The sequence below is a fragment of the Sharpea porci genome (assembly GCF_009695655.1).
GTDB lineage: Bacteria > Bacillota_I > Bacilli_A > Erysipelotrichales > Coprobacillaceae > Sharpea > Sharpea porci.
In genome coordinates, this window is record NZ_VUNM01000004.1 from 16,842 (window position 1) to 30,320 (window position 13,479).

Sequence of the window (13,479 nt, forward strand, 5' to 3'; positions counted from 1 at the left end):
GTGTATGGAAGTCTTAAAAGAGATCAAAAGCAAGATAGAACAAAATAAAGAAGAAAAACGTAAAAAACTACTTGATAACGCTTATGAGCTTTTTGAAACAAAAGGCTTCAAGAAAACCTCTATTCAGGACATAGTCGATAAAGCTGGTGTTGCGAAAGGGACTTTCTATCTCTATTTTAAGAATAAGGAAGATATTCGAAATCACTTAGTTGCAGAGAAATCTAATAACTTATTCAAGCGTGCCATTGATGCTTTAAATACACAGGATATTGATCAGTTTGATGAACAGATTATTTTTGTGATCAACCATGTTATTGATGACTTGCAGAATGATAATGAAATCCTATCTTTTATTAACAGAGATCTTTCATTAGGATTCTATAGTCATGAAATCAGCAAGATCTTTGATGATAATGCTTTAGGTTTATATGATTTGTTTGTAGAAGGCATAAAGACCGTTAATAAGAGTATTGAAAATGTTGATATTGTGTTCTTTATGATTGTTGAACTTATCGGTACAACATGTTATCACTGTCTGCATGAACAGATACCTTGTGATATGGAAACCTATAAGCCATATCTCTATAAAGCTATTCGTGCAATTATTCATAATGCATAAAAGGAAAAGTCAAGTGGCTTTTCCTTTTTAATTGCGATTGGTGTGCCTAACAAGATTTGAACTTGCAATCTTCAGTTCCGGAGACTGATGCGTTATCCAGTTACGCTATAGGCACATGCCATTATTATACCGAATTCAACATCAATCATAAACTATTTTTTCAATTTTCTAACCTTATACTAACAATGATTTCTTTTTATCATTGAAACGAATTCACATATAAATGTTTCTTCACAACAAATTCTATTACCAAAAAATAAATAATTTTTAAAAAATGGGAATAGAATAAGACATAACATGGAAGAAATGTTAAAATATGCATGTAGAGTTATTACCAAAAAATAAAAAATATTCAAAAAATGGGAATAGGAGATGATCATATGCATCTAATAGTGAGACAACAGTATTTGGACGAACTTGTTGAATTATATGGAACACCTGATATTAAAGTCATTACTGGTATTAGAAGAAGTGGCAAATCAGTATTATTACAAGAATTCATTTCATATCTAGAATCTTTGGATGACAAAATCAATATTGTCATGATCAATCTCCAAGAATTAGAATTCGATCACCTACTAGAGTATCATGCTTTACATAAATATATCCTAGATCAGTATAAAGAAGGTATGACTAATGTGCTATTGATTGATGAAGTCCAGTTATGTCAACAATTTGAACGTGCAATCAACAGTATTTACACTAAAAGAATCTACGATATCTACATCACAGGATCGAATGCATTCTTGCTTAGTTCTGATCTTGCCACACTATTTACCGGCAGAACTATAGAAATCAAAGTCTTCCCATTCTCTTTTAAAGAATATCTTGCTTATTATGAGATTAATGAGAACTATGATGAAGCCTTCGATCAATATGTAAGAATTGGTGGTATGCCAGGTGCCTATGTCTACAAAAATGAAAGCCGACAATATGACTATATCAAAGATGTCTATTCAACGATTTTAATAAGAGATCTTGTTGAGAAATACAAGATAAGAAACAAACAAGAATTTACCAATATATCAGAATTCATGATGGATAATATTGGTAACTTACTTTCACCAAATAATATCAGTAAGGCTTTAAAAAACAATCAAAGCGAAATTACAAGAAAAACAGTTTCAAAATATATTGGTTATTTAGAAAATGCTTTTCTATTCTATGAGGCAAAAAGATATGATTTAAAAGGAAAAAAATATTTGGCTAATAATAGTAAGTATTATCTTTGTGACTCATCATTCCGTTATGCTATAAATGGTACACGTAATATGGATTTTGGTAGAGTTTATGAAAACATTGTTTATTTAGAATTACTAAGAAGAGGATATGAGGTCTATGTGGGTAAACTTTATAAAAAGGAAGTAGACTTTGTCGCCAAGAAACGTGATACTCAAATATATATTCAGGTAAGTGATAATATTGCTGACAATAAAACATTTGAAAGAGAATATTCTCCTCTACTTGCTATAAAGGATGCCTACCCTAAAATGATCATCGCAAGAACTTATCATGAGAATTATGATTATCAAGGCATCCAGGTCATTGATATTCGTAGATGGTTACAGGAATAGAGTGATTTGAGGTTTAAGGTATATGCTAGAAAAGCCCTAAAAGGCTTTTCTAGCATTTTTCATTGTCTTTTTTCTTTCTTATAAAGCCTAATATCATTAATCCAATTGCCACTGGATAGAGCACATCAAGAATATAAACAGAGAAACTTAATATGTTGTATAAGCCTAAGATAGAAATAAAGAAACTTGATAATGTAAAGATAACTAACCATTGCTTATAGCTGATCTTGTCATAGAGGGCATAGAAGTATTCAGAAATACTTGACAGTAAGCCACAACATACATTAAAGCAAGCAATAAAGAAGATTAGAGCGACAAAGACCTGCCCTACTTTGCCAAAACAAAGCATAACGATATAACTTAAAATATCAGCACCAGTAATATTCTTCATGCCAGAAAGCATTTTTGGATTCACTTGCATACCCATATAGGCAAGAAGCATATAAAGTACTGCCAATAATATACCAGCAATAACTCCTGATTTTATTGTTTCTTTCGCTAATGCATTCTTGTTATGAATACCATAAGCTTCAATGTTAACTGCAATAATAAGACCAAAGTTCAAGCCAGCCAAACCATCCATTGTCTGATAACCAGCTGAAAAGCCAGTCATGAATGGATGTTTTAAATAGCTTGTTGTTATGGGATGATGCATGATAAAAGGCATACGGATCAACACTGCTATAAATAATAGAATGATCATGGTAATCAGTATTGGTGTCATGATTTTCCCCAATAAGTCCTTCAGGCGCATTGGCCTCAATGCAACAAGAAAAGCAAGAGTAAAGAAAAGTGCTGAGTAAATAATACGCATAGCTAATAACCCATTACCACTCATATGCATAAAAGGCACAACCGCCATTTCAAAAGAAGTGCTAGCGGTTCTTGGAATAGCAATAATAGGGCCAATAATCAAACATACAAGTATTGTAAAGAGATAACCAAATTTAGGATGAATAAGGCTCCCTAGGTTAATAAGGTTACCATGCTTAGCAACAACGGCTACACCTAATATGGGCAAGATCACCGCAGTAACAATCAGCCCAAGCATTGCTAAAGGCGTATTGGTTCCTGCCTGCATTCCTAGCATTGGTGGAAAAATGAGATTTCCTGCCCCAAAGAACATCGAGAAAAGCATAAAGCCAATCACAATGCTTTGTTTTCGTGTTAATTTCTTCAAAGATATTCTCCCTTCAAAAGCTTTCTACTTCTACAAGAATCTAGGTTTCATATTACACTATTTTTTCTAGGTGTACAGTATGATATGCAACACGTCAAACCATTTTAAAAATAAGCACGATTATGACAAACAGCCACAAAAATAATCCTTTCTAGAATATTAATATTCTAGAAGAATGAATTCATTAAAATCACAATCACAATTCAATATTTTTTGTTAGAATTACATTGTAGAAAGCAGGTTTTATTATGAGTGTTGTGATAAATATTCTAGATATTGTGGTATTGGTTTTCATATATTGTTTTGTATTCTTGAAGAGATGGAAGAAAAGAGGCTTGCATGTCTTTATTCTTAATACGATGATGTATATTTATATATGTGGTGTTTTGTATTTTACTTTGATGCCTATAATCTATAGTATTCTCCATATATTTGATCATAGCGATGGGTATGGTACCATTAACCTTATTCCTTTGTGGATTTAATAAATAAACGTGGTAATTATATGCGTCAGATTATCCTCAATATTATTATGACTATTCCATTTGGATTCTTATTACCTCTTGTAGCCAAGAAGATGAATCTTATCAAAGTAGTCTTAATAACTATGACATTTTCCCTAAGCATTGAATTCTTCCAGTTCTTCTCAATTACCTATCGGGCAACAGATATTACTGATGTCATCACAAATACATTAGGTGGGCTTATTGGCTATTGTCTTTATAAACTATTCCACAGTCTCTTTGAATACTAAAAGAAATACATTTAGATTGCTTAGGCAATCTTTTTTGTTGAAAAGAAGAACATCTTGTCCTTCTTACCTGCCTAAGTGAATAATATGCATATGGAATTCTTCAGCAATCATATGTTCAATGCGGCAGCCACGAGATTCCTCCCAGCCTGGTGCAAAGATAACAGCGTCAGCATCGGATAAAACAAGAATACTTTCTGATAATTGTTTAAGTCCAAATGTCTGTTCTTTTTGAATGATCGAATCTAATATTTCAATATCCTTCATATAGGCATGAAGTTCCTTAATAATGTCATTTCTCACTTTAACTATTTCTTCATCACTCTTATAAGCATATGGCTGTGAAATATAAATCTTCATGGAAACCACCCCCTCATACTTTCTTAAGAAAAGTATACGCCAATTGATGACATTCCTCAATTCTCTTTCCTCACTGGCTATAAAATAGATAATAAGCAGGTGCTGAATATTATCAAACAGAATAGAAAAGAACGTAGTCTTCATTGATAATATATTTCATTGCCTTCAAGACTACGAAAATAAAATAAAGAGAAAGCTTAACTTGATTATTTGTATACTTTAAAGTATACTACTTACAAGTATACAAATTGTGAATGAGGTGATGATTTTGATTGGTAGAAAAGAAGAATTAGAACATTTATACGAATTATATACAAGCTCTTCTTTTGAATTCTTAGTGATGTATGGGCGAAGAAGAGTGGGAAAAACAACAATACTCCAAGAATTTACTAAGAATACCAATAGCATTTTCTTTCCTGCACGAGAAAAGAATGACTCATTAAATCTAGAAGATTTCTCAAAAGCCATTCAATATCATTTTGATCATACTTTTATTGCTTCATTTCAAAGCTGGGAAGATGCATTTCATTATATTGGAACAAAAGTAACAGAAAGGACAGTCATTATTATTGATGAATTCCCTTATATAATAAATGAAAATCCTTCCGTAAAATCTATATTACAACATACCATTGATCATAGTTGGAAGAATAAAAATCTTTTTCTTATTCTTTGTGGGTCATCAGTGAGCATTATGGAAAGTGATGTCATGGGAAGAAAGAGTCCCTTGCATGATCGACAAACATCTTCACTTGAAATTAAACCTTTCGATTATTACGAAAGCAGTCTCTTTTTCCCAAACTATTCCAACATAGATAAGTTATTAGCTTATGGGATATTAGGAGGTATTCCAAGATACTTAGAAGCTTTTGACCCAAATATCTCAATAGAACAAAATATAGCTTCTAAAATCATTAGAAATGGTGCATATCTTCACGAGGAGCCAGACAATTTGTTGAAAGCTGAATTAAGAGAAACAAATGTATATAGCAGTATTTTATCAGCCATTGCGAACGGGCGAAATAAGATAACTGATATAGCTAATTATATTCACGAGGACCGTTCCAAAGTATCCAAGTATTTGCTAACGCTACAAACATTACGATTAATTGAAAAAAGAGTTCCATGCGGTGAGTTAGAAACAAGTCGAAAATCTATCTATGTTATCAAAGATAATTTCTTTAAGTTTTGGTTCCGCTATGAATTCACAAACAACACCTATTACGCCATGTTGGGCGCTAAGCAAGCTGCTCATGAAATCATGGATGATATCAGCAATCTCATGGGTGATGCCTTTGAAGATATATGTAAAGAATATATGATTCGTCTTGCGAAAAAGAGAAAACTTCCCTTCATTCCTTATCACTTAGGTAAATGGTGGGGCACAAACCCAGCTATTAAAGCGCAGGATGATGTTGATTTATTAGCAATAGATAAAACGGGTAAAAAAGCAATATTTGTAGAATGTAAATTCACTTCCAAGCCTATGCCCTATAATGAATATGAAGATCTTGTCATAGCCACGCGGGCCTTTAAGAATATAGAAAATAAGCAACTCTGGTTTATCAGTAAATCTGGTTATTCAGACTCAGTCATTTCCCAAGCTAAAAAAGATGACACAGTTCTCTTAACAGTTGATGACCTATTCTTAGTTTAAGCACTAGCTGCTTACAATTATATTTTTAACTTTACATTCCCACATATTAATTCTTTAATATACAAATGAAAGTAGTGGTTTGTATGCTTAGTATGATACAAATAAATATTAATGATGAACTCAAAACAAAATCTGATCAGTTTTTCAAAAATTTTTGAACTGATAAGTATTCCATACGTTAGCTGACGCAAAATATGGCTTTTATTTCGAAGTTACAAGAATACCAGTGAATTCATATACTTTATCTGACAGAAGAAGAGATTTTAGAGAAATTAAACAAATCTAGAGAATCAGCATCAAAAGGAAATTATGAGTCAGCTAAAGAGACCATATCAAGCCTAAAAAAGCATGAGTTATAGAAAAATACTCATACAGTAATAAAAGAGATGCATACATTACATATCAGGATTCCTCAATGAGTCATACAACTCATATTGGAATCCTTTTTGCCTATATAAATATGATCATATTGACGTGAACTTGCTTTTTCATGCAAAATTAATAATTCAAGAAACATGGTTCTTACTAAATCATATACAAACATTAAAACTATATTCGCACAAAAATCGATAATCAATCATAATGATGAGTATAATCTTTCTAATAGCTTTCCAAATCATTTTTATGAAATTAGCACTATTTGTAGCTACAAAGTTACTACAATTATTGAAATCATTTATTTAAAAAGATATAATAGTCAACGAAAGGAAGTGTTATAATGAACAATATCGTAAATGCTCCAAAAGATGATGTATTCAGAATTCGTGTCAATTCAGAAATTAAAAGTGAATTAGAGAATATCTATGCAAAGAACGGTTTAACACTTACTGATGCTATTAATGTATTCTTTCAACAATCTTTAAATACAGGTGGCTTTCCATTTCCAGTAACTGAAGATAATGCTGAAAAACTGAAAGCTAAAGCTTTAAATCAATTAGTGAAAGAATTAGAAAAAGGCAGTTCTTGCGATGAAAGATATACTGAGAAAGAAGCCTTAAAACTGTTAGGATTATAAAATGGAAATCATTTATAATAGAGCAGCCATAGACGATCTTGTCGCATTAGATTCCTATATTTCCTATCAGTATCATGATATTAATATTGGAAAAAGACTACTTAAAAAAATAACAGCAACCATTTCTTTATTAGAAAAGAATCCAAATCTAGGTCCAAAAATATCAGACCGCTTTAAAATTCAGTCTTCATTTCACTACCTCATCGTTGCAAAACAAATTGTCTTCTATGATATCAAAGACAATACAATCGAAATAATTCGTATATTAGACTCTAGGCAAGATTATATTTCAATACTATTTTAATTTTCTAATAAAAAAAGCGGTTAATCCGCTTTAAAATAAAGATGGCAGTTCGGATGGGAGTCGAACCCACGACCTTCCGCTTAGGAGGCAGACGCTCTATCCAACTGAGCTACCGAACTAAATAGAATTAACCAAAAAACAATGGCAGTTGTGAACCAACTGCCATTTTACTAAGAATTCTTAATACTTTCAAGTACTGTTTTCTTTTCTTTCTTCGCTTCTAGATATGCATCAAAACGTACATAGACAATATAATAGAGAGCAATCGCAATCACAGCTGCACCAAGTGCATCAAGAACTGAGTGTTGTTTTATAAACATTGTTGATAAAGTAATCATGATGGCTGAAGCAATCGCAAAGATCTTGATCTTTGTATTGCCTTTAAAGCGTTTAGACTTTATTAAGGCAATGGCACAGCCAATAGAGTTATAGACATGAATACTTGGGAAGACGTTTGTTGGCTTATCAGCTGTATAAACGATATTGAGGAAGAATTTCTCAATAGGTGTTCCTGTGATCACAGCTGGGCGATAGGCAAAGGTTGATGGGAAGATAGTAAAGATGATCAGACATATTGTCATGCCTCCAAACATCATCGCACAAGCCTTATACCATTCATCCCTGTCATAAAGAAAGACAAAGAGGAATGTGCCAAAGACAAAGAGAAACCAATACATATAGAAATCCACAAACCAAGGGACAAAAGGAATAATATGATCAAGATGTACGGATACATCATGAAAACCTGTCATGTCTCTTTGTTGGATACCGAAATACCATGGTAAATAGCCAATAAAATAGATAATCGCAACCCAGATATATTTATGAGAGTTATAGAATTTTTTTATCATATTCATCACCTAGGTGCCATTCTATCAAATTCATATTCTTTTCTCAACCGCAAATAATCTACTTGATATCGTTGTTTAGTTGAAGTGGAAAATCTTCTGAGCCATTGTATAACCCGTGCTGAGGATTTTATTGCCAACTTTGCCTCTAAGCTGCATTGCTGTGCCTAGGGCAGTACGTCTCACCTGCTTATAGAGGTCTGGACGTGTTGTCTTAAGATAAGCCCATAATTCATCACGTTTCGCTAGATTCTCTTCAGTGCCACTCTTGACTAAGAGCACTGTTGTGACTGTTGTGATCATTGTAAGATAATGAATCATATATTTACGCATTTTACGTGATTTAAGCTTTGAGACATCAACCGCATCGATCATGCGCTTATTGACTTTGATTTGCTGGTCAATACGACCAATCATCACCTTTTCATTAACAGACTGGTCTTCTCTACCAATAAAGTAATGATAAAGATCAACATCTAAATAATACATTGTCTTGACATATGGTAATGGTTCATAGACAAAGAGATTATCGACATAGAATGTATGTTCAGGCAACTTCAAGCCACTTGCTCTTAACATCGCTGTACGATAGATGACTGAATGCATTAAGATATTCTGGCTTGGTAAGAAGTGCTTCATATCATACCAGCGGAATAAGCGCCCTACTGGCATACAGTTTGTATATTTAATGACATGCTGACTGTTTGCACTAGGTTTATCATAGATATAATTGACAATCATCATATCAAGTTCATCCGCTTCAAATGATTTTAAAGTACGAATCACTTGTTTTAATGCATCAGGATCAAACCAGTCATCAGAATCAAGAACTTTAAAATATTGACCTGTAGCATAACGGATACCGGTATTTACAGCTTCACCATGTCCACCATTTTCCTGATGAATGCATCTGATGACATCAGGATATTTTTCTTCCAAAGCATCACCAATTGCACCTGTGCGATCTGTTGAACCATCATCCACAATAATGATTTCCACATCATCACGACTACCTAACAGGCTCTTTACAGCATTTTCCATATAATCTTCAGCATTATATGAGGGAATGGTAACTGTCAGTAATTTCATGAATTTTTCCTCCTATTATGACAAGCAATCTTGTCTTTTCCTTCATCCATCATACAACATCTTATCTATTCACGCAAACATCTTCATTCCGCCACCATAAATACCATACTTTTATCTAGTATTTTACAGGCTTTTTTGTTAGAATTTAGTATTGAGGTGGAAGAAAAATGGAAGAAAAATGCACTATACAATATAAAAAATATCTACAAAACTTCATACATATATTCCAATATATCAACATCATTTTTATCATTCTAGGGATCATCGCTATTCTAGCACCATTAGAATGGGGCTTTAAAATAGCGGGCGTGCTTTTGGTTGTCTTAGCCGGTTATATCAGTTATTTGATGTATAAGACTAAATCATTTGAACTCAGTTTCGATCAAGAAAGCTGGTCTTATCGTAATCATTCTTATCGCTATGATGAAATCAAGAATTTCATACAGACAGATCGTCACTTTGAAATCACAACGGACAAGAAGATTGTTCTTGATATTATGAATTTCGAGGTTGAAAGCTTAAGTGAAATGTTGGAAGTCTTAGCAAATCATAATATCACACCAGAAGAGAAAGAAAACACTTCAGCACTCAATAAGCTCTTTAGTTATAATAACATGCGTACGATTTCTTTGATCTTTGCGGCAATTGATTGGATCTATCTCTTATTTGCCTTTAAAAAAGTTTCCAATATGCTTGTTGTAGCGGGAGTACTTTCCCTCATTCCCCCAATCTTCTTTGCGATATTCTATATCTATCGCTTATTAAGAGGAGATTTGGAAATACTCGATAAGCTTTCTACTAATCTTATGATGGTCTTCTTGCTTCCTATCATTGCTGGCTTTATTGTCATGTATACAAACTTCTCTATTTCTAATTTTACATTAGCTCTTGTTGTTACTGGTGTTATCTTCATCTTCTTTATGATTTATTATACGATGCTTAGAACACTTGTTGCTTCACCAGCTCACCGTGTCTTTGTCTACTATGTGCTATTCTTTACAGCCTTTGTCATCTTCTGGTCTAACAGTACATTACCTCCAGATCATGTGATTGTCTCAAAGGCAACAATCACAAACAAGCGTTATATGGATGCTTCAATGGGTAAAGGCTATCAGTTAAATGCTCGTATTCCTGGCGAGAAAGTCAAGACTTATAATGTTTCTCAAAATATCTATAAGCACTATCAAAAAGGTGACACAATTGAAATTGAAACAAAAGTAGGTATCTTTGGTATTTCTTCAAGTGAAATAAAAAAATCCTAGCCCTCATCACGAGAGCTAGTTTTTTTATACAGCTTTAATCAACCTAATATATTCATTTTCACTAATAATCTTTAAATCCTGCCCTGCTTTCATTAAACTGAGCGCTTTTTTAACCTTATTGTTTTTATTGCCATAACGAGCATTTTTATAATCCTTCATTCCTACTACAAGATAGTTTGTATGACTATTGACTTCTCTTGCGACAAAAGCATGAGCTTTATGTGTCATCTCTTCTAGCTCAGCCCGTTCATTATGTAATTTGCCTGTAAAGACAATCGACATATTGCTTAAAGGATGAACAAGAGAATGAAGGGCAAGAAGCGCATGATCGGGAGAAATAATATTCTTATAATAACCAGGCTTCATGATACCAAGTTCAAGATGCATCTTTTCATGAAAGGCAAGAAGGCTCTCATAATGATTATTATTCAACATTTTAACAAGAATGAAAGCGCAAGCCTTGGCATCACTTAAGGCATTATGAGCATCATTAAGAGGGACATTATAGAATTCACTGAGATCCGCAATATTATATTTTTCAAGTTCTGGACTAAGTATATGAGCAATGACATTGGTACAGCTCATCCGTAATGTTGGATAGGGAATATGAGCTTGTTTTAAACAGGCTCTGATATGGGCCATATCATTCTGGACATCATGACTAACAACTATCATATCTTCAAAGTAATGATGTATCTCTTCCCATACGTCTTTAAAAGGACGTTCTTTTTGTAGGCTCTTAGGCCTAATATGATGCACACCATAACGATACTTATCAAAAGCTAAATTATGAGGTCTAACCAAAGAATAGTAAGTATCAACAATACGCTTATCCTTTAAAACCACAATACCAATACTACAAATAGACGTAGGATCATTATTTAAGATTTCAATATCAAATACAGTTATATATTCACTCATAGAATACCTACAGCCTTCTTCGCATATTCATCCGCCATATCATTAAAATGATCACCAGAATGAGCTTGTACTTTCATAAAGATAATCTTAATCTTCTTGCTGGCCTCTTTCATAAAAGCCGCATAAGCTTTTGTCCCAGGTTTATTGGCTTGCCATTCACCCTTCGCCCATTTCTCAATACCCATATAATCATAGTAGATCACAACACCATCATAACCATGTTCAATGGCATAATTCACAGCCGACTCACTGCCTGCAATTTCACCAGCCACATTACGCATACCTACATAATCAGGATGGTTTCCCTTGCCATAAAGGATCTCTTTGACCTTGCCCCCTTCTATCAAGATAGCCCCATAGCCATAAATCTTATTTTTCGCATGAAAACTACCATCCACATAGGCAATCAATCCATGATTAAGTGGAGGCATATGGACTTCATCTTTCACAAAAGCTTCAGCCTCTGCTCTTGTTGGAAAGGATTTATAGACTGCCCCAGGATATCCCATGACCTGTTCTTTACATGCCTCCCAGCTATTATAGATGCCTGGACGTTTTCCTTTTCTTACTGCATAATATTTCATAAATATCAACCTCGTGATTATGATAGGGAGAAATCACGCTTTTGTCTAGTATTAGAGACAGGAAATTTGTATAATAGTCAAAGAGGTGTTCATATGAAAATAGAGAGTAGATTTTTAAAATATATTAGTTTCGATACACAATCTAGTGAAGAATCAACAACATCACCTTCGACTGATAAACAGAAGGTATTAGGAGAATTTTTAGCAGAAGAAATGCGTATATTAAAACTCCAGGATGTTATGCAGGATGAATATGGTATTGTCTATGGCACAATTCCTGGCAATACTGATCAAGGTGATGTTATGGGCTTTATTGCCCACATGGATACGAGTCCTGATGCTAGTGGGGAAAATGTCAATCCTCAGATTATTCGTAATTATAATGGGCAGGTCATTACAATCAACGATGAAAAGAAGATGTATCTTGATCCCGAAGAATATCCAGAACTCAAAAATCTCATTCATCATGATATCATTACAACCGATGGTACAACCCTCCTAGGGGCTGATGATAAGGCTGGTATTGCGATTATTATGTCTGTTGCCGAATATATGTATCGCCATCCCGAATTCAAACATAATGATATCAAGATTGCCTTTACATGTGATGAAGAAGTAGGGAGAGGGACTGAACATTTCAATATTGAACGTTTTAATGCCGATTATGCCTATACAGTAGATGGTGGAGATATCAACCAGTATAACTTTGAAAACTTCAATGCCTATAAAGCGATTGTCCATATTACTGGTCAGTCATTCCATACTGGTGATGCTAAGGGCAAGATGGTCAATGCCCTCACAATTGCACGTAATTTCGATAGCATGCTTGGTGAAGCCAACCGTCCTGAAACAACAGAAGGCTATGAAGGCTTCTATCATCTCTATGATATGCATGGTGATGTTTCAGGTGCTACTTTGACTTATCTCTTACGTGAGCATGATATGAGTAAAATGCATAAACTGATGGAACGTATGAGTTCCACAGCTGATTATCTTAATACGATTCATGAAAATAGTGTCCAGATTGAATATGTTCATCAATATGACAACATGAAGGACATTATAGTTAAAGTCCCTCATATCGTTGAACAGATTGATATTGCGATGCGTGATTTAGGCATGGATCCAAGACCAACACCTATTCGTGGTGGTACTGATGGTGCTATGCTTTCCTACAAAGGCTTACCATGTCCTAACTTAGGTACTGGTGGCTATAACTATCATGGTGAATATGAATATGCATCACTAACTCAGATGAAAAAGGGTGTCGAACTTATTCTGAGAATGATTAAGAATAATATTGAAGACTAAAAAC

14 protein-coding genes and 2 tRNA genes are annotated in these 13,479 nt (G+C 33.7%); 8 read left to right on the forward strand and 8 right to left on the reverse strand.

The features are described from left to right. Positions 1-4: 4 nt before the first annotated feature. Complete coding sequence (locus tag FYJ79_RS03145) at positions 5-619, forward strand: TetR/AcrR family transcriptional regulator (RefSeq protein WP_154514516.1); 615 nt, start codon at positions 5-7, stop codon at positions 617-619. Between the two features lie 38 nt (positions 620-657). Here FYJ79_RS03145 and FYJ79_RS03150 read toward each other — a convergent pair. Beyond that, positions 658-734, reverse strand: a tRNA-Arg gene (locus FYJ79_RS03150). A 265-nt stretch (positions 735-999) separates the two neighbouring features. Between FYJ79_RS03150 and FYJ79_RS03155 the strand changes: the two genes are divergently transcribed. Continuing rightward, on the forward strand, positions 1,000-2,193 hold the full coding sequence (locus FYJ79_RS03155; RefSeq protein ID WP_154514517.1) for an ATP-binding protein: 1,194 nt from the start codon (positions 1,000-1,002) through the stop codon (positions 2,191-2,193). A gap of 49 nt (positions 2,194-2,242) precedes the next feature. Here FYJ79_RS03155 and brnQ read toward each other — a convergent pair whose 3' ends face one another. Then, positions 2,243-3,373, reverse strand: a complete 1,131-nt coding sequence (brnQ, locus tag FYJ79_RS03160) for a branched-chain amino acid transport system II carrier protein (protein ID WP_154514518.1) — start codon at positions 3,371-3,373, stop codon at positions 2,243-2,245. A gap of 505 nt (positions 3,374-3,878) precedes the next feature. On the opposite strand from brnQ, the gene FYJ79_RS03165 reads away from it, so the two are divergent. Beyond that, entirely contained in the window at positions 3,879-4,127 is a 249-nt protein-coding gene (locus tag FYJ79_RS03165; RefSeq protein WP_195837001.1) for a VanZ family protein, read from the forward strand. Positions 4,128-4,190: 63 nt separating this feature from the next. Here the strand turns inward: FYJ79_RS03165 and FYJ79_RS03170 are convergent, their stop codons facing one another. After that, entirely contained in the window at positions 4,191-4,484 is a 294-nt protein-coding gene (locus tag FYJ79_RS03170; protein WP_195837002.1) for a DUF4406 domain-containing protein, read from the reverse strand. Between the two features lie 268 nt (positions 4,485-4,752). On the opposite strand from FYJ79_RS03170, the gene FYJ79_RS03175 reads away from it, so the two are divergent. From FYJ79_RS03175 to FYJ79_RS03185, 3 genes are all read left to right on the forward strand, one after another. Continuing rightward, positions 4,753-6,141: an ATP-binding protein gene (locus tag FYJ79_RS03175; RefSeq protein ID WP_154514521.1), complete on the forward strand. Its 1,389-nt coding sequence runs from the start codon at positions 4,753-4,755 to the stop codon at positions 6,139-6,141. Between the two features lie 718 nt (positions 6,142-6,859). Continuing rightward, a complete protein-coding gene (locus FYJ79_RS03180) occupies positions 6,860-7,156 on the forward strand; it encodes a type II toxin-antitoxin system RelB/DinJ family antitoxin (protein ID WP_154514522.1) in 297 nt (98 codons plus the stop codon). Between the two features lies 1 nt (position 7,157). Then, complete coding sequence (locus FYJ79_RS03185) at positions 7,158-7,460, forward strand: type II toxin-antitoxin system RelE/ParE family toxin (protein WP_154514523.1); 303 nt, start codon at positions 7,158-7,160, stop codon at positions 7,458-7,460. A 42-nt stretch (positions 7,461-7,502) separates the two neighbouring features. Here FYJ79_RS03185 and FYJ79_RS03190 read toward each other — a convergent pair. From FYJ79_RS03190 to FYJ79_RS03200, 3 genes are all read right to left on the reverse strand, one after another. Further along, a tRNA-Arg gene (locus FYJ79_RS03190) sits at positions 7,503-7,579 on the reverse strand. Positions 7,580-7,630: 51 nt separating this feature from the next. Then, positions 7,631-8,311, reverse strand: a complete 681-nt coding sequence (locus tag FYJ79_RS03195; protein WP_154514524.1) for a phosphatase PAP2 family protein — start codon at positions 8,309-8,311, stop codon at positions 7,631-7,633. Between the two features lie 75 nt (positions 8,312-8,386). Then, positions 8,387-9,397, reverse strand: coding sequence for a glycosyltransferase family 2 protein (locus FYJ79_RS03200; RefSeq protein WP_154514525.1), 1,011 nt, complete (start codon positions 9,395-9,397; stop codon positions 8,387-8,389). Positions 9,398-9,564: 167 nt separating this feature from the next. Here FYJ79_RS03200 and FYJ79_RS03205 point away from each other — a divergent pair, with 167 nt between their 5' ends. Then, positions 9,565-10,659: a hypothetical protein gene (locus FYJ79_RS03205; RefSeq protein ID WP_154514526.1), complete on the forward strand. Its 1,095-nt coding sequence runs from the start codon at positions 9,565-9,567 to the stop codon at positions 10,657-10,659. A 24-nt stretch (positions 10,660-10,683) separates the two neighbouring features. Here the strand turns inward: FYJ79_RS03205 and FYJ79_RS03210 are convergent, their stop codons facing one another. Then, entirely contained in the window at positions 10,684-11,580 is an 897-nt protein-coding gene (locus tag FYJ79_RS03210) for an exonuclease domain-containing protein (protein ID WP_154514527.1), read from the reverse strand. Then, on the reverse strand, positions 11,577-12,164 hold the full coding sequence (locus FYJ79_RS03215) for a ribonuclease H1 domain-containing protein (protein ID WP_154514528.1): 588 nt from the start codon (positions 12,162-12,164) through the stop codon (positions 11,577-11,579). Before FYJ79_RS03215 ends, FYJ79_RS03210 begins: the two co-directional genes overlap by 4 nt. Before the next feature lie 93 nt (positions 12,165-12,257). Here FYJ79_RS03215 and pepT point away from each other — a divergent pair, with 93 nt between their 5' ends. Continuing rightward, positions 12,258-13,475, forward strand: a complete 1,218-nt coding sequence (gene pepT / locus FYJ79_RS03220) for a peptidase T (protein WP_154514529.1) — start codon at positions 12,258-12,260, stop codon at positions 13,473-13,475. Positions 13,476-13,479 lie beyond the last annotated feature (4 nt).

Excerpts from the sequence above, each read along its gene's own strand:
- FYJ79_RS03145 (WP_154514516.1), top strand. The coding sequence starts at position 5 with ATGGAAGTCTTAAAAGAGATCAAAAGCAAGATAGAACAAAATAAAGAA.
- FYJ79_RS03155 (WP_154514517.1), top strand. The coding sequence starts at position 1,000 with ATGCATCTAATAGTGAGACAACAGTATTTGGACGAACTTGTTGAATTA.
- FYJ79_RS03165 (WP_195837001.1), top strand. The coding sequence starts at position 3,879 with ATGCGTCAGATTATCCTCAATATTATTATGACTATTCCATTTGGATTC.
- FYJ79_RS03170 (WP_195837002.1), bottom strand. The coding sequence starts at position 4,484 with ATGAAGATTTATATTTCACAGCCATATGCTTATAAGAGTGATGAAGAA.
- FYJ79_RS03180 (WP_154514522.1), top strand. The coding sequence starts at position 6,860 with ATGAACAATATCGTAAATGCTCCAAAAGATGATGTATTCAGAATTCGT.
- FYJ79_RS03185 (WP_154514523.1), top strand. The coding sequence starts at position 7,158 with ATGGAAATCATTTATAATAGAGCAGCCATAGACGATCTTGTCGCATTA.
- FYJ79_RS03195 (WP_154514524.1), bottom strand. The coding sequence starts at position 8,311 with ATGATAAAAAAATTCTATAACTCTCATAAATATATCTGGGTTGCGATT.
- FYJ79_RS03200 (WP_154514525.1), bottom strand. The coding sequence starts at position 9,397 with ATGAAATTACTGACAGTTACCATTCCCTCATATAATGCTGAAGATTAT.
- FYJ79_RS03205 (WP_154514526.1), top strand. The coding sequence starts at position 9,565 with ATGGAAGAAAAATGCACTATACAATATAAAAAATATCTACAAAACTTC.
- FYJ79_RS03210 (WP_154514527.1), bottom strand. The coding sequence starts at position 11,580 with ATGAGTGAATATATAACTGTATTTGATATTGAAATCTTAAATAATGAT.
- FYJ79_RS03215 (WP_154514528.1), bottom strand. The coding sequence starts at position 12,164 with ATGAAATATTATGCAGTAAGAAAAGGAAAACGTCCAGGCATCTATAAT.
- pepT (WP_154514529.1), top strand. The coding sequence starts at position 12,258 with ATGAAAATAGAGAGTAGATTTTTAAAATATATTAGTTTCGATACACAA.